Genomic DNA, 24,754 nt, shown 5'->3' with positions numbered 1-24,754 from the left:
CTGACCGTCGGACAGCGCGTCAATAAACGTTCGAGTCGACGACGGTCCCGCCGGGTCTCACCGCACTCGACTCCGCTCGGCGGACGCTACTCCGACCCCTGCGCGTCGATGGTCGCTACGGCCGCGAGATTCACGATGTCTTTCACCTCGTCGTCGCGCTGGAGGACGTGAACCGGCTCGGCCATCCCCGCGAGCATCGGGCCGACCGCCTCCGCGCCGCCGAGGCGCTGGAGGAGCTTGTAGACGATGTTCCCCGCTTCGAGATTCGGGAGCACGAGCACGTTCGCCGGCTCGTCGATCTCGGCGAACTCGTAGTCGCCGACTAACAGGTCCTCGACGACGGCCGTGTCGGCCTGCATCTCGCCGTCGACCGGGAAGTCGACTGCGGGGTCCTCGCGGAGCCGCCGCGCCGCGTTCCGGGGCTTGCGGGTGCCCTCGTTGTCGACGCTCCCGAAGTCGGAGTACGACAGCAGCGCCGCCCGCGGCTCCACGTCGAACCGCCGGGCGACCCCCGCCGCGTGGCGAGTCACCTCCGCCAGCGTCGCCTCGTCGGGGTCCTGGTTGACCGTCGCGTCGGCGACGAACACGACGCGGTTCTCGAACGAGAGCATGTACACGCCAGCGGCGTGGTCGACGCCCTCCTCGGTGCCGATGACTCGCAGCGGCGGCCGCAGCGCGGAGGGGTAGTGATGGGTCAGCCCGGTCAGCATCGCGTCGGCGTCGCCGCGCTCGACCATCACCGACGCGAAGTGGTCGCCGTCGCGGATCGTCTCCGCGGCCTCCCGCCGAGTCAGTCCCTTCCGCTGGCGCAGCTCGTACAGCCGGTCGACGTAGCCCTCGTACTCCCCCGCGGCCGGGTCGACGACCTCCGGCTCGAACTCCAGGCTCAGCCCCTCGACCTTCCGCTCGATCGTCGTCCGGTTGCCGATCAGCACCGGCTCCGCGATGCCTTCTTCCTCCATCTGGTGGGCGGCGCGGATGATCTTCTCGTTCGCTCCTTCGGCCAGCGCCAGCCGCTTGGGGTCGCTCTGGGCCTTGTTCAGGACGATCCGCATCATCTCGCGGGATTTGCCCAGGCGGGCCTCCAGCCGCTCGACGTAGGCGTCGGGGTCGAGTTCGTCGCGGGCCGCGCCCGACTCGACGGCCGCCTCGGCGACGGCCGGCGCAACCTCGAAGAGCACCCGCGTGTCGAGCGGTTTCGGGATGATGTACTCGGGCCCGAACTGCAGCGGCTGGTCACCGTAGGCCCGCCGGACCGCGTCGGGCACGTCTCGCTTCGCCAGGTCGGCCAGCGCCTCCGCAGCCGCGACTTTCATCGCCTCGTTGATCTCCGTCGCCCGCACGTCCAAGGCCCCACGGAACAGGAACGGGAACCCCAGCACGTTGTTCACCTGGTTCGGGTAGTCCGACCGCCCCGTCGCCATGATGACCGTATCGTCGCGGGCGGCCTTGGCCTCCTCGTAGCCGATCTCCGGGTCGGGGTTGGCCATCGCGAAGATGATCGGCTGCTCCGCCATCGACCGGACCATCTCCTGATCGACGATCCCGCCGGCCGACAGGCCGACGAGCATGTCCGCCCCGACCATCGCGTCGGCCAGGTCGCCCGCCGGTACGTCGCTGGCGAACTCGCGGTTGTACTCGTTGAGGTCGCCCGCCTCCGCGCGTTCCGTCGTGAGGATCCCGTCGATGTCGACCATCGTGACGTTCTCCGGTCGGACGCCCAGCGAGACGTAGAACTCCGCCGTCGCGATCGCCGCCGCACCCGCGCCGGCGAAGGTCACTTCGAGCGAATCGAGGTCCTTGCCACCGATCTCCGCGGCGTTGAGCAGCGCAGCGCCCGAAATGATGGCGGTGCCGTGCTGGTCGTCGTGGAAGACGGGGATCTCCATCCGCTCGCGCAGCCGCTCCTCAATGACGAAACACTTCGGCGCCGCGATGTCCTCCAGGTTGATCCCGCCGAACGTCGACTCCATCCCAGCCACCGCGTCGACGAAGTCGTTCGGCTCGGTGTGGTCGACCTCGATGTCGAACACGTCGATGTCGGCGAAGCGCTTGAACAGTACCCCCTTCCCCTCCATGACCGGCTTCGAGGCCTGCGGCCCGATGTCGCCCAGCCCCAGCACGGCCGACCCGTCGGAGACGACGCCGACCAGGTTCGCCTTCGACGTGTACTCGTAGGCCGCTTCCGGGTCCTCGTCGATCGCTCGACAGGGCCCCGCGACCCCCGGCGAGTACGCCAGGCTGAGGTCCCGCTGCGTACTCGTCGACTTCGTCGTCCGGATCTCGATCTTCCCCGGCGGATCCGACCGGTGGTACTCCAGCGAGTCGTCTTCGAGAGTCATACGCCTTCTACCCGACTGAGTCAGTAAAGCTATGTGATGCACGCAATTCCGGCGAGCGACTCGACCGGGGCCCGGCTGTCGCTCGCCGGTTCGAATGTCGAAGGATGCTCCGTCAGGGATTCGAACCCTGGTCCTTGCCGTGAGAGGGCAAGATGATTGGCCGGACTACACCAACGGAGCGCACACGCCCTCTGTGCGTACCAAATCGTAGCGAGGATACGGGTTTAACGGTTGCGCTTCGCGCCCGTATCGGTACGCCGTCGCACACTCACTCGTCGTCGAACGGTGAGCCAGCCGCTTCCGGCTCGTTACCGCTGAGGCTGATGATGTTCTCGCGGCCGACCCGGAGCTTGCTGATCGCCTCTTCGTCCTCCATCTCGGAGAGGAGCATACTGACTTTGGACTTCGACCAGCCGGTCTCGTCGACGATCCGGGCCTGTTTCATCCGGCCCTCGTTCGACTCGAGGATATCGAGGATAAGCTCCCGGTCGGTCCTGCCGGCGGGCTCGTCGGGTTCGGATTTCGGCTCGGCGGCCGGATCCGGTTCGGCCGGGCTCTCGGCCGTCGCCGGGCTGTCCGGTTCGGTCGCCGATCCGCCCGCCGAAGCGTCGCCGGTCGATCCGAGCGACGGGAGCCCGGAGTGCCAGGCGGCGACGCCGCCGAGGCCGAGAACGACGAGAACCACGGCGGCGACCATCATCCCGCCGACGTCGCCTGCACTCGCGGACTGCAGAACACTGACCGACGGGTCGGTGACGGCCGCGGCGGAGAGCCACTCGCGCGCGCCGGTGGCTCGCGCTGCCCCGGCCCCGACCGCCAGTACTCCCCCGACAGCGTCGCCGCCCAGCCACTGCTGCATCTATCGTAATATGCCGAGGTCGGTATAAAAACGCTGTGAATACACGTATCTCTCTCCCGTCGATCGCCGGACCCGAGGCAGGTCCTCAAGCGAGTCCCACGGTCGGCACGGCGGTCTGCTGGAACACGCCCGCGAGGTCCAACAGCGCGACGAGCAGGGTGGTGACGACGATGGCCACCGATGGAGGGTCGAGGTGCGTGTCGGCGTGGGCGTACAGGACGCGCTGGGCGAGTTCGCCGACCACCCCGGCGAGGACGCCGAAAGCGCCGCCGACGAGGACCGCGACGGTCGGGTCCGCGTTCGGGAGCGCGAGCGCGGCGATGCCGGCGGGCAGCGCCATGTGGTGGGTGACGGGGAACCGCTCGACGCCGGCCGTCAGGAAGCACAGTCCCGTGGCCGCGATGCCGAACGCGAGGAAGTAACTCCCGGTCGCGACGGCAATGAACCCGCCCAAGACGCCGACGACGAGTCCCAGGACGCCGACGGACAGCCACTCGGACTGGTAGGGGAGCCACGGTTCGACGACGTACCGGCCGGCCAGCGACCGCGCGCCGTCGCCGTCGGCGGCCATCCGCCGGTCGCCGTCGCGGTACGGCGACATGTCGAGCAGGTCGGTGTCGAGTCGGCCGAGCAGCGGGTAGCCGAAGACGGCGCGGTGGAGGAGCGCGGAGACGACGACGCTGGCAGCGACCGGGTCCCAGGGCAGCCCCAGCCGGAGCGACAGCCCCGCGAGCCAGTAGCCGAGGACGCCGAAGACGCCACCGACCGCCAGCGCGCCCGGTCGCGGTCCGAGCGGCGCCGCGATGTGTTTGGCCTCGTGGTACGGGAAGTCGGTGTCGAGGTGGCCCTTGCGGCCGGCGTAGGCCGCGGCGGCGGCGGCACCGGCGAACGCGACGTGCGGACCGAGAACCGGCCCGTAGCCGACAAGTCCCGTGACGCCGGCCGTCCCGAGGTCGGTCGAACCAGCGACCAGCGGAGTGGCGCCCGCGCCGCTCGTGACGCGAGCGATCTCGCCGACCGTGACGACGAGGCCGGCGAGGCCGTACGCCGCGTAGCCGCCGAGCGCCGCGCCCACGGCGCCGCCCGCGAACGCCACGAGCAACACGTCGACCGCGAGCAGGCCGGCGTCAACTGCCATCGGTCTCACCCGCCGCCAGGCCCGGTCGACGGCCGTCGACGGACCGACCGCACTGTCGTGTCATAGGGGACGGAAGTCGGAGCCGGTAGTTAGTACTGACGGATACCCGGCGTGGGTCCGACGGAAGTGACTGCAAAAGCGCGTGTTGCCCGAGCCGCCGCGTCAGTCGCGTCTCGTCAGGCCGACGGCCGAGAGCACTCCGCCGCCCAGCAGCCCGAGGAGCGTCGCCGGCGCCGAGGGGTCGACGAGCGCGGAGCCCGTCGAGCCGTTCGCCGTGCCGTCGGAACCGGTCGCGGTGGCGGTGTCGGTCGCGGTGGCGGTCCCGGTATCCGTCGGAGTCGCCGTTGCCGTCGCGCCGTCGGGGGTGGACGTGTCGCCGCTCGCGTCGTCCGTGCCCGTCTCGTTAGTGGTGTCGTCGTTGGCGGTGCCGTCGCCGGCCGTCTCGTTACCGGCGGTGTCGTCGCCCTGCTCGGTCTGGAGCGAGCGCGCCTGGCCCTTCTCGAGGGTGACCGTCGCCGCGGACTCGTCCTCGCCGACGACCTGCCCCTCGGTCACGTCGACCGTCCCGCCGTAGCGGAACGTGTGGGTCCCGTTGGAGGTCAGGTCGGTCCGGAGACGATAGGAGCTGTTCGCGGTGACGCTGGGCTCCGTGTACCCTTCCTCGTTGGTCCACTCGTCGTAGCCGGTCGTCGAGTACGGGACCGTCATCGTGAACGTCCCGTCGTCGCCGGTCCGGGCCTCCTGGCGGTAGACGAACGTCGAGTTCGTCGAGGGGACCTGCATCTCGACGGCCGCGGTGACCGTCGTGTTCGCGGGGCCCTCACCCTCGATGGTCCCGCCGGGGACGCGCTCGAAGGCCTTCACCCAGTTCGAGCTGGCCGGCTGGAGCGCGCCCAGCACGCCGGGCTGGCGGATCGAGGTCTGGAAGGCGCCCTGGGCCTGCTTCTGGAGCCCGAGCTGGTACCGGCGCGAGTCGATGGAGGAGCTATCACTGCCCTGGACCATCCGGTAGTGTTCGAGCGCCGGGACGCGTTCCTCGGGGTAGTTCCCGAACCCGCCGATCTGGGAGGTCGGGTCGGTCTCGACGTACTCGCGCGCCTCCGCCATCGAACCGAAGCGGCGGGTCCCGTTACTGATCGGGACCTGCTGGCCCTGAATGTCCTCGATCGTCCAGTCGAGGACGACCGGAGCCGGATCGCGGGCGCTGCCGTGGAACCGGTACAGTCGAACGGCCGTCGAGTTGTAGTACGGCTGCTGGTGGCGCTGGAAGAGCCGGTACTGCACCCGGTCCTGCTGGCCCGTCTGGTAGTACAGCCCCGAGTAGTAGTCGTTCCGGGAGATGTTCCCGTCGGAGTAGAATGCGAACGGCGCGAAGTACTTCCCGCCGACCCTGAGCGGGCCCGCGCCGGCCCGCTGGTAGGAGGTCGTGGTCTCGGCCATCTTCCAGTCGACGGTGACGAAGCGGCTCTGTGCGTCGTCCTCGCTGAGGTCGGTCATGACCTCGTTGGCGTGGGACTCGTTGGTCGACAGCAGGAAGTTCGCGGCCTGACTGGCCCCCTGCTGGAACGGGTTGGCGGTCGGCATCTGCTCGCCCATCACCGTGAGCCAGTGGCCGTAGTCCCACCACGAGAGCGTCCCGTAGTACCCCTCGGGGTAGTCGAAGTTCTCGGTGTTCTCGAAGGTGCCGTAGTAGGGGACCTCCCCGGCGTTGTCGGCGCCGCCGTAGGTGCCCTGTTCGGGCGCGTTGTTCTGCATCCATCCGAGCGTCTCGTTCCAGGCCGGCTGGGCCGGACCGGGTCCGCCCGGCGCGGAGGTCGTCTGCATCGCGAGCGGCACCGGGTAGACCAGCGGGGCGAACACCACGAGGACGACGGCGGCCATCGTCAACAGCTGATACGTCTCGATGTCCGTGTCGGGCGTCGAGAGGCCGGACAACCGCGCGAGTTCACCGAGGACCATCGCCGCCATCGTCGCGACGGCGATGGCGAGGTAGTAGTCGAAGCGCTGCTGGGTCAGCGTCGCCAGCAGGAGGAAGACGGTCCAGACGGAGACGAGCGTCAGTTCCGCGCGCGGCCGGTCGTAGAACTGCCGAACCGCGACGTAGGCGACACCGAGTAGTGCGATGAACACCGTGAAGCCGTAGCGCGGGAACAGCTCACCGAACGACATCGACTGGGCCTCACCGACGGTCTGTGCCGTGTCCGTGACCGAGAGCCCGACCACACGGGTGATCTGGTTAGTGAGGAAGCCCCACAGCTCGGGGAGCAAGAGGGCGATCGCACCGGCCGAGACGACGAGGATACTGCCGACCGCGAGGGGGAACTGGTAGTTGGCCAGGTCGCGGGACTCCCACTCGCGTGCGAACCAGGCGAGGAAGACACAGCCCGCGGCGACGCCGAAGGCGAGCATCGGCTGGACGAGGTTGTAGCTCGTGGCGCTGAGACCGACCTCTTCGGTGACGGCGAGGCTGAGTACGCCCGCCGTCGAGAGCGTCAGCGCGCCGGCGATGGCGACGTGCTCCGGGCTCTCGCCGTGCGCGTACTCCGAGCAGATCTCGACCAGGAAGAACACGCCGAGGATGCCGACGAGGAAGACGCCCGGCGCCCACGTCCAGAGGTAAATGGCGATTGCGGCGCCGGCGATCAGCGACCAGCCGACGGGGCGGCGCAGGGCGGTGACGTCACGGGCCCGGAACAGCTCCCAGACCGGCTTTTCCTGTTCGGCCACGGAGACGGCGACCATCGTCGCGAGGACCGCCGTCGTCATGAACAGCGCCTCGGCGACGTGGTGGTCGTAGAAGCCGACGGTTCCGCGCTGGGCGAGCGTGCTCCCCGCGAGCGCGATGACCGCGACGGCGAGCACGCCGGCGAACTTCCCGGCGAGTCGCTTGGCCAGGAAGTACGTCGGGATCGCCACGAGCGTGCCGAAGACGGCCGGTGCGAAGAGGACGACCAGCCGAACGGTGTGGTCGCTCGGGTTCCCGAGACCGACCACCAGCGCGGCCGTGGCGACCAACTGGTCCATCACGGTACCGAACTGACTGGAGTGGGTCCCGACAGGGAACTGCGTCCAGGGGTCGAACGGACTGGTCTCCGGCCAGTGCTGGACCGTGTACTGGACCATCCGGTAGTGGTACCACGGGTCGTTCCCGCTGAAAAACACTGTTCCGTCAATCAGGAACTCTTGCCAATCGCGAACGCGACTCCACAGCATGAACCCGAGGAGGGCGACGATCGCCGGGATGTGGTAGTACTCACCCACCAAATCGGCGACATCGCCGGGTTCGTCGATGTTTTCGATCTGACCACGCCACTGACTCATTGACGGAACCAGTCCCATCGCGCGCATAAGCCTTGTCATCTTCCAATAAATCGGCTCCCCCTCCCCCTCCGATACCGCCGCGGTCTTGCGGTTTCAGGGTCGCCGGGGTGTCTCGAAACCCGGCCGGTCGCGGACAGCCAGACGGAAAACCTATCCGGGCCCCCAGCCCATGAATCGATATGCGCGTCTCCGTCGTGCTCTGCGAGCACACGATGGACCGCTACGACGCGGTCACCGAAGCCGCTCGCAGCGTCCTCGACCAGACCTACGACGACGTGGAACTGGTCTTCGTCAGCGACGGCAACCCCGAAGTTTCCGAGCGGTTCGAGGCCGATTTCGGCCACCGAGACGACGTCGTCACTCGCTGCAACGACGAGAATCGCGGCCTGCTCGTCAGCCGCAACAACGGCGCGAAGGCCGCAAGCGGCGACGTGGTCGCCTTTCTCGACGACGACGCCGTCGCCCATCCCGAGTGGATCGAGCGGCTCGTCGCCGCCTACGACGAACACGACGCCGTCGCCGCCGGCGGCCGGATGGCTCCCATCTGGGTCGACGGCGCGGTCGACTTCCTCCCGGCGGAGTTCTACTTCCTGATCGGTGCCACCTACCGCGGGTTCGGCGAGGGCAGGGACACCCCCGCCGAAGTCCGCAACACCAACGGCTCGAACATCTCCTTCCGTCGAGACGTGTTCCTCGATCTGGGCGGGTTCGACGACGATATCGGCGGCCGGAAGGGTGACAAGAACCTCCAGGGCGGCGAGACGGAGGTCTGCGCCCGGCTGCAGGCGGAGTACGGTGAGGGGGTCCGCTACGTCCCCGACGCCGAAGTGGGCCACAAGGTGTTCGCCTATCGCACCGAGCCGACGTGGTTGCTCGACCGGGCGTTCTGGCAGGGCTACTCCAAGCGCGGCATGCAGCAGTTCGTCCCCGGGTCGGCCGAGGAGGAGGGCGACTTCCTCGGGAAGATACTTGGGGAGTTCGTTCCGGAACGGCTCGGAGGGCTCTTCGGCGATCCCGACGCCACCGCCGCGAAACAGCTCGTCTGGCTCCTCGTCTTGACCGGTGTCGTCGGCCTCGGCTACCTCTACGGGATACTCAAGTGGCGATAACCAGCGTTAAGCGACTGCCGGGACCACCCCATCGGTAATGGCGGACCTGCCCGACGTGTGCGTCGTCACGCACCCGCTGGCGGCGGCCGGCGAGAACGCCACGCGGAGTCTGCTCGATATCCTCTCGGCGGTGACCGGCGTCGCGCTGGTCACCGCGGACCTGCCCGCCGACTCGGAGATCCGCGACCGCCACGAACTCGTCGAACTCACGCGGAAGGGCGCCGGCGATTCCATCACCGTGGCCGCCCTCCGCTTCCTCCTGAACCAGCTTCGAATGTGCCGGGTCCTCGCCGGCCGCGACGAGGACGTGGTACTCTTCTACGGCGCGACCTCGTACCTCCTGCCGATCCTGTTCGCCCGCGCGGTCGGGAAGACGGTCCTCGTCGAACCGCGCGGCGACGTGCCGCTCACGCTGCGCATCGCCTGGGAAGAGTCGCTGCCCTCGCCGGTCGCGCGGACGCTCGCGGGCCTCGTCCGCGCGCTCGAACGCGCCGGCTTCGCGGCCGCCCACGGCGTCGTGACCTACACGCCCTCGATGGCCGAGCAACTCGACCTCGACCCCGACGCCACCGACGTGTACCCCTCCGGCGCGCGCTACGTCCGCACCGACGACTTCGACGTGCGGACGCCGCTGGCGGAGCGCGGGCGCCGCGTCGGCTTCCTCGGCCGCCTCGACGAGGAGAAGAACGTCCGGGAACTCGCCGCCGCGGCCAAGGGGCTGCCCGACGACGTGACGTTCACGTTCATCGGCGACGGCGACCTGCGAGAGTGGCTGGAGACGGAGCTGGCAGCGGAGATCGAGTCTGGGCAGGTCGAGATGCGCGGCTGGGTCGACCACGACGACGTACCCGCGGAACTCGACCGGTTGCGACTGGTCGTCCTTCCCTCCGAGCCGACGGAGGGACTGCCGACGACGATCCTCGAAGCGCTGGCCTGCGGGACGCCCGTCTACGCGACGCCCGTCTCCGGCGTCCCGGACGTGGTCCGCGACGGCGAGACGGGGTTCCTGATGGACAGTACCGACCCCGCGGCCATCCGCCGGGAGCTGGTCGCGATCCTCGACCGCGAGGACCTTCCCGCGATCAGCCGGGCGGGGCGGGAGCTGATCGAAGACGAGTACAGCTTCGAGGCGGCACAGGAACGGTATCGCGGGATTCTGCAGCGAGCCGTCCGGCGTCGCCGCCGGTAGCTCGGGAACTGGTCGGTCCGGTAGCGACGGAATCGACGGAAGCGACCCGACCGACGGCTCAGTACTTCCGGTTGCGGCCGTTCACTCGTTTTCGAGCAGGATCTTCCCGACGAAGTCGCCGTCTTCGCCGAGGCGATGGGCGTCCGAGACCTCGTCGAAGGCGAATCGCTCGTCGACGTGTGGCTCGACGGCGCCGTCGTCGACGAGCGCCGCGATGTCGGCCAGTTCCTCGCCGACTCGCTCCTGGCGCTCGCCGAGCAGCACCGGCAGGATGACGAGCACGACGCCCAGATCCAGCGAGTTGGCGTGCAGCGCCGAGATGTCCTGCGTCGAACTCGACTCGGTGGTCACGACGCTCCCGAACGGGCGGACCGCCTCGAAGGCCGTCTGGAGGTGGTCGTCGCCGACCGGGTCGAAGACGAGGTCGAAGCCGGCACCGTCGGCGTACTGGTCGACGTACGACCCGACGTCGGTCTCGGTGTAGTCGACGGTGGCGTCGGCGCCGAGGTCGGCGGCGAAGGCCCGTTTCGCCTCGGTCGAGCCCGTCGCGGTCACGTCGGCGCCGAGCCAGCGGGCGATCTGGACACCGATGTGTCCGACGCCGCCGCTGGCCCCGTAGACGAGCACGTCGTCGTCGACGTCGACCGTCCCCTTGTCGGTGAGCATCTCCCAGGCGGTCAGCGCGACGACGGGAAGCGCGGCCGCGTCGGCCAGCGCGAGCGTCTCGGGCGCGTGGGCGAAGGTCCCGGCGTGGCCGACGACGTAGTCGGCGAGCGCGCCGTCCCGGCCGGCGCCGCCGGGCATCCCGTACACCTCGTCGCCCGCCTCGAAGCGGTCGACCTCGTCGCCGACCGCGTCGACGACGCCCGACACGTCGCAGTGGAGGACGGCGGGGAACTCCGGGGCGAAATCGGGGATGTCGCCGCGTCGGATCTTGTAGTCGACGGGATTGAGACTGCTGGCGCGAACCTCGACGCGGACCTCCTCGGGTCCCGGTTCGGGCACGTCTACGGTCCGTTCGGTGAACACGTCCGGGTCGCCGTACTCGTCGATAACGTACGCAGTCATCTCGGAAGACATGTCGCCCGACGGTTCGGGCTCGACGGGGGAATGGGCAACGGTTGCGGGCGACCGGTCGGACCCGCTCGTGGCGGTTCGTTCCGACCTCGGTCACTCCGCCCGCCGACTCCCAGAGGCGGTCACGTCGACACCGGGGCTGTAGCGGAAGACCGGCTCGCCGTCGGGCGTCGCGAAGCCGTTGGTCTCGAACACCTCGTTCTCGCGGAGGTCGACCGACGCCTCGTACAGCGGCCACGGACGGTGACGGATCTGCGCGTAGCGTAGGTCCCCGCCGGGCGTCTCCGTGTAGTAGCGGTAGCGCTCGGTGAGAAACTCGTCGAGCGAGCGCGGTTCGAACGTGAACCGGTCACCCGTCGGTCCGTACCGGGCGTCGAAGTCGCAGGGCCGCGCGCCGGGGTGCCAGCGCTCGCTCTCGAAGGCGATCCGCGACTCCTCGGCGCGCATCGAGATGCTCGCGAAGTAGTACGGCAGGTGGTGGAAGACGCGGGCGCCGGTCACGCCCAGAACCCCGTCGGCGTCGAGGCTGAAGAAGTAGACGCCCCGGTCGGCGGCGGGGCCGTCGTCGGTCGGGCCGGTATCGCTCCCCGATCCGCCGCGGCCGCTCGCCCGCTCGCGTTCACCCTCGTGGCTGACGTAGGTCCGCAGGTTCAACTCGGGGAGCGTGAAGCCGGTCCACTCGGGGAACCCGTCCGGGCGCACCGCGACGTTCGTGAACGGGACGACCGAAAGCCACGCCTGCCCGTCGTAGGTATCGACGGTCAGCGACTCGGGGAGGTGCGCCTGGACGACCCCGGGGTCGACCGGCCAGTTGGCGAACAGGACGTGGCGCCAGCCCATCTCGACCGGCAGGTCGAGCAGCGAACGGAGAGACATCGATACCCGAACCTACGGACTGGGTGCCCATTACTCCGGGGAATCGCGCGGCGAGCGGTCCCCGTCACGCCGGCAGTTCGACCGGTTCGAACCGGCTGAACCCGAGATAGGTCACGAGCACCGCGCCGACGCCGACGACCGTGACGGCGACCTGGAGCGTCCCGCCGACAAGCGGAACGAGCCCGAGCAGGTCCAGCCCGAACATGAAGACGACGCTCCCGGCGGCCGCGGCCAGGTCCGGCCGGTCGACGGGGAGGTGGCGACCGATCAGGGAACCGAATCCCGCGTACGCGTAGGTGACGCAGGCGATCCCGGCGAGGACGCCGAGGAGACTGACCGGGATCAACACGAGCGTCAGCGCCATGAAGACGACGAGCGCGAGGGCCGTCGTCGCGGTGAGCGCGCCGACGACCCCGCTGACGAGTGGGTGGTCGGTCGTCGCCGCGCCCACGTTGTCGAGCAGGTCCGGACGGCGGCGGGCGACTCCCGCGGCCAGCGCGGCGACGACGACCCACTGGAGCAGTCGCGTCGCCACGGCGGCGACCGGTCCCCGGTCGGTCGCGGTCGGCTCCAGCCGTTCGAGCCGCCCCACGGTCGCCCCCGGTTCGAGGACCGGGTCGCCTGCGAGCACCCGGAGGACGCCGGTCACAGAAGCGTTCTCGGTGAGTGAGACGTTTGCGCCGACCTGCACCACGTCGCCCTCGACGCGGCCGTCGACGGCGAGGGTACCACCGACGGCGTAGACCGACCCCTCGACGCTCGCGTTCCCGGGGACCGTCGCCTCGCCGCCCGCGACGACGAGCGCGTCCGGGACCGTCTCGAACTCGTGGCTCCCGTCGGCGACAACCTGCAGGGTCGCGGGCTCGCCGCCGAACGCCGAGATCAGCAACACCGCGAGGACGAGCGAGAGCGCCAGCTCGATCGGGTTCACGACGGATCACCGCCGGACGCGTCGTCGCCCACCGGCCCGTCCGCCGGGTCCGCCGGGCCGGCCCGGCTGTGGCGGTACACCTGTCGCCCGTACAGCGAGAGTCCCAGCCCCGTGAACAACAGCAGCGCGAGCGCGTTCACGAGCGAGAGGTGAGAGATCAGCGTGACCTCGGCGTGCTCGAAGTACAGCGCGACGGCGGTACTGAGGAACGTCGAGAGGAAACCGGCGAAGCCGACGCCGACCGCCGAGTGCGTGCCGATCGTCGCCGGCGTCGACAGGTCGGGCCACAGCGCGAAGTTGAGCGTGGTGTAGAAGCTGACCGTCAACGCGTAGAAGAGTGGATTCACGAGCGGCGGCGCGTCGCCGGCCAGTCCCGGCACCGCGGCCGCGAGGCGCAGGTCGAAGGTGTAGAGCAGGTGCGTCAGCGCGAACAGGCCGAACACCCACATGAACAGCCAGTTGCGGTCGAAGTTCGTGTAGAGGACGCCCGCGACGACGGCGCCGATAACGTGGACGACGCCGATGAGCAGGTGGACCGAGAACGCCGGCGACTGCCACGACGAGCCGATCAGCGCCGGCGTCTCGACGATCCGGAGGAAGCCGAGGCTGTCGACGAAGAAGACGCCGAACATCAGCCCGAGCGGGGCCAGGAAAGCGAAGCTTCGGAGTCGAACGGCGTCCGGGCGGCAGAACCGGCCGACGCCGAACTCGCGGTGGTTGTCCGCGACGGCGTCGACGAAGCCGAGGTCGCGGAGGGCGAGGGCGCCGAGGACGACTAGCCCGGGGACCATCGCGACGGTCATCACGCGGCTGAACGCGCCGATCGACCAGTCGAGCGGGTAGACGTTGCCGGCGAAGTAGGCGACGGCCGTCGCGGCGGCGGCGACGTACCCCCGGTCGCGGACCGGGACGAAGTCGACGGTCAGCGAGAAGGTGACCGGGAAGCCGACGCCCATCGAGACGGAGGCGGCGACGACCCACGCGCCGAACGCGGCCGGGTCGCGGATCCCCGGCGCGACCAGCGTCAGGACGAACTGGACGCAGAGAACGGCGAACAGCGCACGGAGTTTCGCGCGCAGATCCGTCGACCAGCCCCGTCGATCCATCAGGACGCCGAAGGCCACGGCCGCGGCGAACGTGGTCAGCGCGAGCGCGCCCATCCACGCCGAGACCGTCGTCGCCGGGAGGCCGACCAGTCGCGTCCCCAGGTCGAGCAGTCCCAACTGGACGAAGGTGATGTTGTAGTAGTAGCCCGCGGCCAGCAGCGTGACGAACAGCCCGTACCCGACGACTTCGGGCCAAGCCCCGCGGCGGACGTACTCGAAGAGCTTCACGGGCTCGTGTTCTCGGAGTGCCGGCAAAACGTTTTCTCGGAGTGCCGCCGAGACGTTCGGCCGAGCGGTCTGTCGCGACTCGCGGCGTCGCTACTCCATGTAGCCGAGTTCCGTCAGCCGGTCGGCCACTTCGTCAGACGGGCCGCCCGCGCGTGCGTCTTCGTGGTCGATGGGGTCCTGCGTGTCCACGTCGGGGTCGTCGGCGAAGATATCGAGCACCTCGCCGTCCATATCGGTCGGCGTGTCGACGTCGTGGGCGGCGAGGACCGTCGGCGCGATGTCGCGGATGTCGATCTCGGGGATCTCGCCGCGGTTCCGGACGTCGGGGCCGTTCGCGACGAAGATGCCCGTCGGCGTGTTCTCGGCGGCCCAGCGGTCTGGCTTCGTCTGGACGGCGTCGCCGCCCATCCCGTCGTTGACGTGGACGCCCGGTCGCTGGTCGACCACCACGTCGGGGCCGATGTCGACGTAGGGGCCGTCGTACACCTCCTCGGCGCGGTAGACGCCGGTGAACAGCGGCTCGCCGTTCTCGTCCGTAACCCCCTTGAGGTCCGCGATGAGGTCTTCGCGGACCGCCTCCACGTCGAAGCGCGGGTTGACGTAGATGGGGCCCTGGCCGCTGGCCAGCGCCTTCGTCTCCCCGGGGACGATGAGCTCCATCTTGCGTTCGCGTTTGGCGCCGGCGCTCTGGGGGACGAGTTCCTGGACGCTCTCGGGAACCGTCTTCGCGAGGACGTCGACGATGCCGAACCGCTTGGCGACCGCGAGCGCGTTCTCGCGGGTCAGCCCCACCGTCTGGAAGTAGTCCTCGACGCCGCCGGCGCGGGTGAGATAGCCGTTCTCGGCGAGCCACTCGTTGACGTAGAACTCCGTCGTCGTCGCGGCCGCGCCGTGGTCGGACATGATCACGAGGTTCGTGTCGTCGAGGTCGGCCAGCTCGCCGAGCCACTCGTCGACGAGTTGCCAGGCCCGTTTCGTCGGTTCGTCGTCCCAGAAGAAGTGATGCAGGACGTTCAGGTAGAACAGCGTGACGTGGGTGAAATCGAGGTCCTCCTCGACGAAGAGGTCGCGCGCGACTTCCAGGCGGAGTTCGAGCAGGCCCAGGATCTCCTCGACCTCGGCGCCGCGCTCGTCGTTGGACGAGAGCAGCGGGTCCGGATGGACCTGATAGTCGTAGCGCTCGGCGAGTTGGTCCTCGAACTCCGGCGGGTGGGTGTAGCCGGTGTCGAGCGAGCGGTACTCGCCTTCGACGGCGTCCGGGCCGCCCGAGACCACGTACCCGTCGATCTCGCGGGGCGGGTACATCGACGGCATGTTGACGACGCCCGCGCGCTGGCCGTCGGCGTTGAGGTAGTCCCAGAGTTCGGCGGTCTTGTAATCGCTGCCGCTCATGATGTCGATGCGCTCGTCGGCCAGGTCGATGCGTTCCCACCAGTAGACGCTGTGCTTGCCGGGGTTCTTCCCCGAGGCGTAGCACTTCCAGTTGGGGTAGGTGACGGGCGGGAGGCAGCTCCGGCTGGTGGCGTAGGTGCCCGACTCGCGGAGCGCGGCGAGGTTGGGGAGGAGGCCGTCGTCGATCCAGGGCTCGGTCAGCAGCCAGCTGGCGCCGTCGAGCCCGACAACGAAGGTCCGCGTCATTGTCGAAAGCCCGTGAGGCCGGCTGAAATACGTTTCGTTCGTCCGGACGGCGGCGCTCGACGGGACGGTTTCGGTCCGCCGGTCGTCACCCCGGCAGACTCGCCGCGGCTACCCGTTCTCTCCGTCACCGCGCGCGAGCAGGTCACCGAGGTCGACGTTGGCGGCGGGGAGCCAGCCGATCACCGCCGGGAGGTAGACGCCGAACGTCCGGTCGACGAGGACGACGACCGGCGCGAGTTCGGGTGCGACGCCGAGCGCGACGAGGACGGCCGTCGCCGAGGCCTCCGCGACGCCGACACCGCCCGGCGTCAGCGGCAGGACGGTCACGCTGTAGGCCGTGACGAGCACGACCGGCAGCAACGCGGCGGGCGCGAACTCCCCGCCCAGGCCCGTGAGCAGGAGCCAGACCCGTAGCCCGGGGAAGAGCATCAGGGTCCCCACCCACCCCAGCGCGTAGACGCCGACGACCGACGGGCGGGCGGAGAGCCGGCGGAAGGCGCTGGCCGAGTCGGCGGTGAACGAAGGCAGCGCGCCGGCGAAATCGGCGAGCCGGCCGCCGACCCGCGGGACCCGTCCGAGCGCCCCCTGGAGCCGGCTCGCGAGGCGGCCGGCGGCGTCCATCCGACGGCCGGCCAGCAGGACGAGCCCGCCGGCGGCGAGATAGATCGCCGTCGAGAGGAGGATGACGAGGAGCCACCCGCCCCCGAGGCGGGTCGCGAACAGCGCGAGGCCGAGCAGCGCCACGACTCCGTAGAGGGCGGCGTAGAGGCCGGTGTTGAGCCCGGCGACGCTGACGGCGTCGGTCCAGTCGGCGTCGGTGTAGTAGCGCACGACCAGCGGGGCGACCGAGTGCCCGGACGCCTTCGACGGGAGGACGTGGTTGACGAACTTGATCACCAGGTCGACGCGGGCGGTGGTCGCGAGCCCCGTGCGTTCGAGCCCGTTCAACAGCGCGTGCCACATCGAGAACCGCGACCCGAACTCCAGGACGGTCACGGCGACGACGCCGCCGACCACCGCGGCGTCGAGCCCCGCGAGCTCCGCGGCGGTCGCCGTCCAGTCGACGCCGCGTGCGACGTACCAGAACGCGCCCAGCGCGACGGCCCACTGGAGAACGCCGACGGCCCGCCGTCGCCAGTTCCGACCGGCCGAGTCCGGGGCCTCACCGCTCCGAGCGTCGGGCTCCGTCTCGGCCGGCGGGGCGGCGCTCCGGTCGGGCTCCGCGTCGTCGGTCCCAGACACGGTCACTCACTCCGCGCGCCGGCCGCGGACGGGTCGGTCCCGTCGACGACCTCGGGCGATCCGACTCCGTCGACGGCCTCGGCCAGGTCGCCGACGGCGACGAACTCGAACGGCTGGGACAGGATCCGTCGGACGGCGCGACGCATGTACGCGCCCGTCCGGACGTACACCCGTTTCGGAACTCCGTCGACCGCCGGGAGGTCGACGAGCTCCCACGGGTGGACGTACAGCACCGGCGGGACGCCCCGACGGGCGAGCAGTCGCATCCCGAGGATCGTGTACTCGACGCCGAAAAACCGGACCCACGTCCCCGTCAGCGGCAGCCCCAGACGGGGCATCACCGCGACCGGGACTTCCGCGAGGGTCTCGGGCGCTCCGCGCTCGACCGCGCTCGCCCGTGTCGGTCGCTCGGCGTCGAACTCACCGCCGTACCAGCCGGGGATCGACCGACACGGGACGACGCTGGAGTCGTAGTCGTAGCCCGCGTCGGCCAGCGTCCGGAAGTGGTCCGGCCCGAGGTCGAATGAGGGGGCGCGGAAGCCGGTGACCGGCTCGCCGGTGACCGCTTCGAGTCGCTCCTTCGACCGCGCGAGTTCCGTCCGGCGGTCGTCCGCGTCGAGTTCCGAGAGGTGACGGTGGGTCTGGGTGTGCGACCCGACCTCGTGGCCGGCGTCGGCGACCCGTTCGAGCACTCTGGGGTGGGAGTCGGCGATCTCGCCGACGGTGAAGAACGTGCCCGTCGCCTCCGCGTCGTCGAACGCGTCCAGCAGGCTCGTCACGCCGCCGAGCCCGACGGCCGGGCGGTCGGTGGTGCCGCGAGCGCCGCGGTAGGCCGGCAGGTGCGCGAAGAACTCGAAGTCGACGGAGAGGGCGGCCTGTGGCTGGGACATCGACGGGTGAACCTGTCGAGCGTAGACTCCCGCCCTACTTGGGCGATGCGCTTCGACCGCGGTCCGGTCGCCCGACGCGAGCGCACTGGCGGAACCGCTCCGGGACCGGCAGATACAAACCGAGCGGGGTCCGTGGTTCGTGGTGAACATATGTCGCCGCTGGTGTCCACCAACGCCCCCCTGGCGGCCCTCCCCGGGCTGAGTAACCAGGCCCTGACACTGCTGCTCGCCGCGGTCGGGGTCGTCGTCCTCCTGTGGGGGTTCGAGCGCTACCGCACGACGTTCTCCCGGGTCGAACTCGGCATCGCCGTCGCCGTCGCGTTCGGCCTGTTGACCGTCGCGTTCGCGCCCGGACTCTACTGGACACTCGCCGGCGCGTTCAACCTCGAGAGCCGCTTCATCCTCATCCAGATACTCACGAACGTCACGTTCCTCGTCCTCATCTTCTACCTCGTCTCCCAGCTCAACACGAGCCAGCGAACCATCGGCGACCTCACGCGGAGCCTGACCGTCCAGCAGGCGTCGGCGGTCGCCGAGTACGACGAGCGGACGCTGTACGTCGTCATCCCCGCGTACAACGAGGCCGACACGATCGGCGACGTGCTCGCCGCGCTGCCCGAGCGGATCCACGGCCACCTCGTCCAGGCGGTCGTCGTCTCCGACGGCTCCGACGACGCCACCCGACGGGCAGCCGACGAGTACGAGGCCGTCGTCGTCGAGCACCCGATCAATCAGGGGCAGGGCGGCGCCCTCCAGACCGGCTTCGACATCGCGAGCGACCACGGCGCCGACATCGTCGTCACGATGGACGCCGACGGCCAACACCCCGTCGACCAGCTCCCCGACCTCGTCCGCCCGATCGTCGACGACGAGGCCGACTACGTGCTCGGCTCGCGGTACCGCGGCGAGGACAACTCCGGCAACTCCATGACCCGCCGGGGCGGCATCCGCACGTTCACCTGGCTCATCAACCGCCTCGCCAAGACCGACATCACCGACTGCACCAACGGCTTCCGCGCGATCCGCGGCTCCCGCCTCGCGGACCTCACACTCACCGAGGAGCGGTTCTCAGCGCCCGAACTGATCATCGAGTCGCGCAAGAACGGCCTGCGCATCGTCGAGGTACCGGTCACCATCCACGAACGCGAGGCCGGCGAGACGAAGAAACCGAAGCTCGGCTACGCCGTCGGGCTCGCGCGGACGATCTTCGTCACCTGGATCCGGTAACCACTCACCCGGACCGAGCGCGGACTGGCGGCCGGCCGGGACGGCGTCAGCCACCGCCGGGGTCGGCCGTCGCCGGGGTCAGCCGGCGTCCATGTAGCCCAGGTCCTGCAACTGCTCTTCGAGTTCCTGGTCGACGTCGGACCGCTCGACGTCGGCGGTGGTGTCGCCCTCCTCGAAGCTCACGTCGGCGTCGCGGGCGACGAACGTCTTCTCGTAGTCCCGCCAGGCGACCGTCGCGGTGTCGTGCCAGGGGGCGATCGTGACCGCGTACTCGGAGTCCGATTCGAGCAGGTTCGTCCCGTGCCAGGCGGCCGGGGCGTCGACCCCGACCGACTCGACGAGCGTCGGCGGGATGTCGAGCAGGCTCAGCGGCCCCTCGACGTCGACCCCGTCGAAGAACACCGGCACCTTCGTCTGGAAATCCGCGACCGAGCGCTTGTGGCCCTGGTGGAAGTAGAACCCCTCCTCGCCGAACCCCTCGCCGTGGTCGGCGGTGACCGCCAGCGTCGGGTCGCTGTCGATCTCCGCCAGCAGGTGGGCGATGTCGTCGTCGGCGCGACGGATCGCATCGGCGTACTTGCCCTCGATCTGCGCTTGCTCCTCGTCGGTGAGCTTGTCGGGTTTGAAGAAGGCCTTCTGGTCGAGTTGCTTCGACATGGCCTCGTCGCCGACGCCGTAGGGGCGGTGGGTCTCCATGAGGTGGACCCAGAGAAAGCGCGGCGGCTCGGCGTCGTTGAACTCCTCGATGGCTCGCTCGATAACCTCGCGGTCGCGGGGGCGGTTCTCGCTTTTCGCTTGGGGCGGGTATATCTTGTAGTAGATCCACCGGAGCGCGTCGATAGACCCGAGCTTCTGCCGGAGCTTGCTCCCGCGGTTGCCCGGCTCGACGAACGTGTCGAAGTCGTCGAAGCCGCGGTCGAAGCCGAAGCGGGCGTCGGTGTTCGGCGTCGGCGTGTAGCCCAGGCAGGTGTAGCCCGCCTCCGAGAGCACCTCGGCGATGGTCGGCGAGACGACCTCGGTGGTGATGGCGCCGCGGTAGCTCGCCGAGACGAGGCTGGCGAGGCTCGGACGGGTGTAGTGGCTCCCGGTGACACCGGTCCGGACCGGCAGGTCCGACAGCGACTCGAAGGCGTCGGCGTAGTCGCGCCGAACGGAGTCCGCCGTGACGAGAACGATGTCGTCCATTACCTGTTCCGATTCCCGTCAGGCCGATATACCTTCGGATCGGCGCCGTCGCGGCTCGGCGGTACCGACTGGGACGCCCGCGACCCGGTGTCGTTCAGCCGTTCGAGCAGGACGACGCCGCGCTGGCGACCCTCGACCGCCGGCCGCAGCGCCGCGTCGACGAGCCGGTCGGCGGCGGACTCGCGCTCGCCGATCGGCGGGTCGCCGAACGTGGCGACGACGCGGTACTCGTACTCGCCGTCGAGGAGCGCGCGGAGATACGCGCGACGCTCCGGGTACTGGGCGTATTCGGTCGCGTCCGGGTCGACGTAGTCGAGGTCGCCGTCGGTCAGCTGGATGTACTCCGGTTGCCGATCGGGCATCGCCAGCATCCACGCCGTGTAGGACGACTCGTTCAACACCAGGTCCGAGTCGTTGGTCGCCCGCTCCTCGGGGAACGAGAAGTGGCTCGTCTCGCGACCGTGGGGGACGCCCACGTCGGCGATGGAGTTCTCGTACACCTCGACCGTCGCGTCTGCCGCCGTGTTCGTCTCGATCCAGTCGGCGGCCTGGTCCCGCGGATCGGTGACGTACTCGTACTCGGCGGCGACGACGAACCCGCCGGCCGTGAGCAGGAGGACGGCGAGGCCGACCCGCAGGACCCGCCAGCCGCGGTCGCGGCTCGCTCCGGTCGCGACCGGTCGGCGGCGGCTCACCTCGGCGGCGAGGAGGGCGAACAACGCGGGGAACGTCGGGACGAGATGTCGGAGGCGAACGAACTCCCACCGGGCGTAGACGACGAGCGGGAAGGCGATGGTCACCAGCAGGAGCCACGTGAGCGGGTGGACCCCCGCTCCGCGACGGGCGACGAGTCGCCAGGCGGTCGCGGCGACGCCCGCGAGGGCCCCGACGAACAGCGGCAGGCCGAGCCCGCGGAGGTACTGGTAGCCGAACCAGTACTCGATCGGGGCGGCAAAACCGCCGGTCTTGCCCGTCTTCGAGCCGACCGTGTCGGTGATACGGGCGACGAGTTCCGGCACGCCGCCGACGAGGACGCTCGGGATCCCGACGACGACGGCGACCGCACCGACGACGAGCCCGCCGACGACGACGCGCGGACGGAGCAGTTCGGCGAGCGGGTCGTCGCTCCGGGCGGCGCGGACCAACAGCGCGACACCGAGGACGACGGCGGCGACGCCGCCGTTGAGTTTGAACGCGATAGCGAGGCCGCCGGTCAGCGCACCGAGGAGGAAATCCGCGGTCCGGCCCTCCTGCACGTAGCGGTTGGCAAGGAGGACCGTCGCCAGCAGGAGGAACAGCATCGGCACGTCCTCGCCGACGAGGTGGGCCTGCGAGACGAAGCCGACCGACAGCGCGAGCAGGAGGGCGGCCAGCCGGCCGGCGAAGCGGTCGCGGAGTTCGACCCCGAGTCGGTACGTGAGATAAACGCAGCCGACGCCGAGCGCGACGTTGACGAACCGACCGACGAGGACGGCGCCCGTCCAGAACCAGGCCGGCGCGGCGTGCCACAGCTCCCAGCGCGACTGGATCGTGCCGAGCGCGGCGAACTCGCCGAGCCGTCCGGTCAGGAGGACGACGAGAAAGACCGGCGCGAGCGTGAGCGCGTACAGGTAGAACGTGGCGCCGAGCGCGCGGCCGTCGGTGATCCCGGCCCTGATGGCCTCGAAGCTCGGGTCCGCGACGAACCCCCCGGCGACCTTCATCGGCTGGATGAGCCTGGAGTACTCGTCGGGCGCGGCGAAGTTGGGGACCCGGAACCAGACGCCGAACCCGCAGGTCGCCAGCGCGACCGCGAGGAGGTACGGGAGGTAGGGGTCGGCCTCCAGGTCCGCGCGCAGCGGCGCGAGGACGCGGCCGGTCGCGTCCCGGAGGGCGCCACGGACAGCAGTCATGGCCTCGATTTGTCCGCTCCCCGTCGAAAAGGTTGCCATCTCGGCGCTTCCGGGACCGCGTCCGCCGGACGGACCGGCCGCGTCGGCGCCGGGTCGGTCACGTCGGCAACAGGCCCAGCGACTTCTCGCGGACGCGTTCGGAGAGCGCGAGCAGCGCGACGGTGTAGACGCCGGCGCCCAGCCCGACGACGGCGAGCGTCCAGGCGAGCGTGTCGGGGAGGACCCGCTGGACCGCGAGGACGGCGCCGAGCATGACCGTCGACGCGGCCACCTGGTAGGCGATCTCCGCGACGGGCACGTCGGGGCGGCCGATGAGTCGCGTCAGCGCGTAGCCCGCGAGGGCGACGCTCACCAGGGAAGCGGCCCCGGTCGCGACCGCGGCGCCGTACCAGCCGAACAGCGAGATGAGCGCGAGGTTCAGGACGACGTTCGCGACGACGAACCCGAGGTTCACCCGGAACGCCACGTCGGGGTAGTCGATCGCGTTGATGGTGTTGACGAGCTGGGCGCCGTAGGCCGCGACGAGCCGCGCGGCGACGAGCAGGACGAGGATCCCCCCGCCCACCGCGTACTCCGGCCCGAAGATCGTCAGCAGGCGGTCGCCGACGGCGACGGCCCCGAACAGGCCGGGGATCGCGAACACGCCCGTGAACGTGAGCCCCTCGTTGAGGTAGTGGTGGACCCGCTCGTAGTCCTCATCGACGCCGAGTTCGGAGAACTCCGGGAACAGCGACTCCTTGACGGCGATGCTGACCAGCGCGAGGATCGACGCGAACGTCCAGGCCACCCGGTAGATGCCGATCTGGGTCTTCGTGACCGTCGCGAGACCGACGATCGACAGGCTGAGCGCCCGCATCAGTAGCACGTCCGTCCAGGCGAACGCGCGGGTCTTCAGCGTCCCGAGCCAGGCGAACCGGGCGTAGTCGACGAGTTCGCGCACGTGGCGAGCGTCGAAGCCCGTCGGCCGACCGTCCAGCACGACCACCCCGGCGAGGGTGGCGAGGACGAGCGCGGCCCCGTGGCCGTAGACCAGGCCCGCGACCCCGACGCCCAGGAAGAACAGGGAGCCCACGTGAACGCCCGCCCGGACGAAACTTTCCAGGGTCTTGACCGCGCCGGAGGTGCCGACCTGGCGGTAGCCCCGCAGCGAGGAGACCGTCACGTCGAAGACGGCGCGGGCGCCGACCAGGAGGGCGAACGGGACGGCCACCTCCAGTCCGATGAACGTGTTCACCTGCCCGCGGAAGGCCAGCAGACCGGCGACCAGCACGGCGTGGACGGCGAGGTTCAACGCGTGGCCGGCCGCGAGGAACGCGCCCTGTTCCTCGCCCTCGCTGACCCGCTTTTTGACGGCGATGCCGATGGCGCTGGCGGGGATGTTCAGCGCGAACAGCGACGCCACCGCCGTCTGGTACTCGCCGTAGGCCGCCGGCCCCAGGTCGAAGTTGATGTACCAGGTGGCGACCCCGCCGATCAGGGTCGCGCCCACCTGGGTCAGGAAGTAGACGAGCGTCGTCTTCCCGAGGCGCGAACTCACCGCCGACCACCCCGACGGACCGACCAATCGACCGGTGAACGGCCCTGAACTAACACGGCCGGCCGTACTCCGGGGGTGCAGGAAACGCTTGCGCTCCGGCGCGGTAGGGTGGTCACGTCGGCCGGGACGGCCGGCCCCGGCCCAACGACAAGGTATTTGGGCCGTCTCGTACTCGGGGCAGATAGATGACAGTCGTCGTCATGGGGATCGACGCGCTGGACCCCGAGCTCGTCGATCCGGAGGGCCACCCGAACCTCACCCTCGACGCCCACCGCGCCGTCGGGACCATCGAGAGCGCCGCCGGCGAGCCGAGCACCCACGAGCTATGGCCGACGATCATCACCGGTCTCGACCCCGCCGACCACGGCCTCACGCTCGAGGACGACGGCGTCGCCTGGGGCAACCCCCTCCTAGAGTTCGGTTCCGGCGTCGCCGACTACCTCCTCCCGGACGGTCTCCAGACACGCATCGGCGCGTGGCTACTGACCAACACCGACACCGACGCCTTCCGGACGCCCGCAACCTACTACGAGGAGGAAGGCATCGAGACGCTGTTCGACGGGCGAGAGGCGACGGCAATCGGCGTCCCCAACTACGTCGTCGACCCCGACTCGGAGGACCGCGAGCACAACCTCCGGCGGTCGCTGGGCGACCTGTTCGAGCGCGACTCCGAGGCGACCGGCGGCCACACCTCCGCGGACCCCTACGAGTTCTACGAGCGGTGTATGGAGATGGCGATGGTCCGGGTCGCCCGCGCCCGCCGCGGGCTCCGCGGCGGCCGGTACGAGCTCGTGTTCGCCTACACGAGCGGGCTGGACCTGATCGGCCACGTCACCTACGACCTGCCGGACCTCCAGCGGGCGGCCTACGACGAGATCGACGAGTTCGTCGGCGAACTCCGCGGCGACCTGGACGAGGGCGACGAGCTCCTGCCTGTCTCTTATACACATCTCTGATGGCGCGAGGG

General features: G+C 69.9%; 17 protein-coding genes, 1 tRNA gene and 1 pseudogene. 4 read left to right on the top strand and 15 right to left on the bottom strand.

Features of this window, described 5'->3' with window-relative positions; all coding sequences use genetic code 11:
• Positions 1-86 precede the first annotated feature (86 nt).
• From C475_RS12480 to C475_RS12460, 5 genes are all read right to left on the bottom strand, one after another.
• Positions 87-2,342: an NADP-dependent malic enzyme gene (locus tag C475_RS12480; protein ID WP_006884199.1), complete on the bottom strand. Its 2,256-nt coding sequence runs from the start codon at positions 2,340-2,342 to the stop codon at positions 87-89.
• Between the two features lie 105 nt (positions 2,343-2,447).
• Positions 2,448-2,522 (bottom strand) — tRNA-Glu (locus C475_RS12475).
• An 88-nt stretch (positions 2,523-2,610) separates the two neighbouring features.
• A complete protein-coding gene (locus tag C475_RS12470; protein ID WP_006884198.1) occupies positions 2,611-3,201 on the bottom strand; it encodes a helix-turn-helix transcriptional regulator in 591 nt (196 codons plus the stop codon).
• 85 nt (positions 3,202-3,286) lie between these two features.
• Positions 3,287-4,339 (bottom strand): hypothetical protein, encoded by a 1,053-nt coding sequence (locus tag C475_RS12465; protein ID WP_006884197.1) that lies wholly within the window; start codon positions 4,337-4,339, stop codon positions 3,287-3,289.
• Between the two features lie 162 nt (positions 4,340-4,501).
• A complete protein-coding gene (locus tag C475_RS12460; RefSeq protein WP_006884196.1) occupies positions 4,502-7,660 on the bottom strand; it encodes an oligosaccharyl transferase, archaeosortase A system-associated in 3,159 nt (1,052 codons plus the stop codon).
• A 179-nt stretch (positions 7,661-7,839) separates the two neighbouring features.
• Between C475_RS12460 and aglG the strand changes: the two genes are divergently transcribed.
• Both aglG and C475_RS12450 read left to right on the top strand, forming a co-directional pair.
• The gene (gene aglG / locus C475_RS12455) at positions 7,840-8,769 is read left to right on the top strand and encodes a glucosyl-dolichyl phosphate glucuronosyltransferase (protein WP_006884195.1); all 930 of its coding nucleotides are present in this window, start codon (positions 7,840-7,842) and stop codon (positions 8,767-8,769) included.
• 37 nt (positions 8,770-8,806) lie between these two features.
• On the top strand, positions 8,807-9,958 hold the full coding sequence (locus C475_RS12450) for a glycosyltransferase family 4 protein (protein ID WP_006884194.1): 1,152 nt from the start codon (positions 8,807-8,809) through the stop codon (positions 9,956-9,958).
• 81 nt (positions 9,959-10,039) lie between these two features.
• On the opposite strand, the gene C475_RS12445 is transcribed toward C475_RS12450, so the two are convergent.
• The 7 genes from C475_RS12445 to C475_RS12415 all read right to left on the bottom strand — a co-directional run bounded on the left by C475_RS12445 (position 10,040) and on the right by C475_RS12415 (position 17,946).
• On the bottom strand, positions 10,040-11,038 hold the full coding sequence (locus tag C475_RS12445) for a zinc-binding dehydrogenase (protein ID WP_006884193.1): 999 nt from the start codon (positions 11,036-11,038) through the stop codon (positions 10,040-10,042).
• Positions 11,039-11,128: 90 nt separating this feature from the next.
• Positions 11,129-11,911 (bottom strand): YqjF family protein, encoded by a 783-nt coding sequence (locus C475_RS12440; RefSeq protein ID WP_006884192.1) that lies wholly within the window; start codon positions 11,909-11,911, stop codon positions 11,129-11,131.
• Positions 11,912-11,975: 64 nt separating this feature from the next.
• Positions 11,976-12,842 (bottom strand): bactofilin family protein, encoded by an 867-nt coding sequence (locus tag C475_RS12435; RefSeq protein WP_006884191.1) that lies wholly within the window; start codon positions 12,840-12,842, stop codon positions 11,976-11,978.
• The gene (locus C475_RS12430) at positions 12,839-14,203 is read right to left on the bottom strand and encodes an MFS transporter (RefSeq protein ID WP_338034239.1); all 1,365 of its coding nucleotides are present in this window, start codon (positions 14,201-14,203) and stop codon (positions 12,839-12,841) included. The genes C475_RS12435 and C475_RS12430 overlap by 4 nt, the downstream gene beginning before the upstream one ends.
• Positions 14,204-14,266: 63 nt before the next feature.
• Positions 14,267-15,814 carry an alkaline phosphatase family protein gene (locus tag C475_RS12425; RefSeq protein ID WP_006884189.1) on the bottom strand — a complete coding sequence of 516 codons (1,548 nt, stop codon included), beginning with the start codon at positions 15,812-15,814 and terminating at the stop codon, positions 14,267-14,269.
• Positions 15,815-15,922: 108 nt separating this feature from the next.
• A complete protein-coding gene (locus C475_RS12420; RefSeq protein WP_161625194.1) occupies positions 15,923-17,056 on the bottom strand; it encodes a lysylphosphatidylglycerol synthase transmembrane domain-containing protein in 1,134 nt (377 codons plus the stop codon).
• 2 nt (positions 17,057-17,058) lie between these two features.
• On the bottom strand, positions 17,059-17,946 hold the full coding sequence (locus tag C475_RS12415; protein ID WP_006884187.1) for a polysaccharide deacetylase family protein: 888 nt from the start codon (positions 17,944-17,946) through the stop codon (positions 17,059-17,061).
• Positions 17,947-18,096: 150 nt separating this feature from the next.
• On the opposite strand from C475_RS12415, the gene C475_RS12410 reads away from it, so the two are divergent.
• A complete protein-coding gene (locus C475_RS12410) occupies positions 18,097-19,173 on the top strand; it encodes a DUF2304 family protein (protein ID WP_006884186.1) in 1,077 nt (358 codons plus the stop codon).
• 78 nt (positions 19,174-19,251) lie between these two features.
• On the opposite strand, the gene C475_RS12405 is transcribed toward C475_RS12410, so the two are convergent.
• From C475_RS12405 to C475_RS12395, 3 genes are all read right to left on the bottom strand, one after another.
• Positions 19,252-20,358, bottom strand: coding sequence for a sulfatase-like hydrolase/transferase (locus tag C475_RS12405; protein ID WP_006884185.1), 1,107 nt, complete (start codon positions 20,356-20,358; stop codon positions 19,252-19,254).
• Positions 20,358-22,250 (bottom strand): glycosyltransferase family 39 protein, encoded by a 1,893-nt coding sequence (locus C475_RS12400; RefSeq protein WP_006884184.1) that lies wholly within the window; start codon positions 22,248-22,250, stop codon positions 20,358-20,360. The genes C475_RS12405 and C475_RS12400 overlap by 1 nt, the downstream gene beginning before the upstream one ends.
• A gap of 97 nt (positions 22,251-22,347) precedes the next feature.
• A complete protein-coding gene (locus C475_RS12395; RefSeq protein ID WP_006884183.1) occupies positions 22,348-23,787 on the bottom strand; it encodes a lipopolysaccharide biosynthesis protein in 1,440 nt (479 codons plus the stop codon).
• A 185-nt stretch (positions 23,788-23,972) separates the two neighbouring features.
• Here C475_RS12395 and C475_RS12390 point away from each other — a divergent pair.
• Positions 23,973-24,728: pseudogene (locus C475_RS12390) on the top strand (alkaline phosphatase family protein); the annotation flags it as partial.
• Positions 24,729-24,754 lie beyond the last annotated feature (26 nt).

This window comes from Halosimplex carlsbadense 2-9-1, assembly GCF_000337455.1.
In the GTDB taxonomy this organism is placed as follows: Archaea; Halobacteriota; Halobacteria; order Halobacteriales; family Haloarculaceae; genus Halosimplex; species Halosimplex carlsbadense.
The sequence above is the reverse complement of the archived record's forward strand: the minus strand, read 5'-3'. Positions and strand labels throughout refer to the sequence as shown.

Excerpts from the sequence above, each read along its gene's own strand:
- C475_RS12480 (WP_006884199.1), bottom strand. The coding sequence starts at position 2,342 with ATGACTCTCGAAGACGACTCGCTGGAGTACCACCGGTCGGATCCGCCG.
- C475_RS12470 (WP_006884198.1), bottom strand. The coding sequence starts at position 3,201 with ATGCAGCAGTGGCTGGGCGGCGACGCTGTCGGGGGAGTACTGGCGGTC.
- C475_RS12465 (WP_006884197.1), bottom strand. The coding sequence starts at position 4,339 with ATGGCAGTTGACGCCGGCCTGCTCGCGGTCGACGTGTTGCTCGTGGCG.
- C475_RS12460 (WP_006884196.1), bottom strand. The coding sequence starts at position 7,660 with ATGAGTCAGTGGCGTGGTCAGATCGAAAACATCGACGAACCCGGCGAT.
- aglG (WP_006884195.1), top strand. The coding sequence starts at position 7,840 with ATGCGCGTCTCCGTCGTGCTCTGCGAGCACACGATGGACCGCTACGAC.
- C475_RS12450 (WP_006884194.1), top strand. The coding sequence starts at position 8,807 with ATGGCGGACCTGCCCGACGTGTGCGTCGTCACGCACCCGCTGGCGGCG.
- C475_RS12445 (WP_006884193.1), bottom strand. The coding sequence starts at position 11,038 with ATGTCTTCCGAGATGACTGCGTACGTTATCGACGAGTACGGCGACCCG.
- C475_RS12440 (WP_006884192.1), bottom strand. The coding sequence starts at position 11,911 with ATGTCTCTCCGTTCGCTGCTCGACCTGCCGGTCGAGATGGGCTGGCGC.
- C475_RS12425 (WP_006884189.1), bottom strand. The coding sequence starts at position 15,814 with ATGACGCGGACCTTCGTTGTCGGGCTCGACGGCGCCAGCTGGCTGCTG.
- C475_RS12415 (WP_006884187.1), bottom strand. The coding sequence starts at position 17,946 with ATGTCCCAGCCACAGGCCGCCCTCTCCGTCGACTTCGAGTTCTTCGCG.
- C475_RS12410 (WP_006884186.1), top strand. The coding sequence starts at position 18,097 with ATGTCGCCGCTGGTGTCCACCAACGCCCCCCTGGCGGCCCTCCCCGGG.
- C475_RS12405 (WP_006884185.1), bottom strand. The coding sequence starts at position 20,358 with ATGGACGACATCGTTCTCGTCACGGCGGACTCCGTTCGGCGCGACTAC.
- C475_RS12400 (WP_006884184.1), bottom strand. The coding sequence starts at position 22,250 with ATGACTGCTGTCCGTGGCGCCCTCCGGGACGCGACCGGCCGCGTCCTC.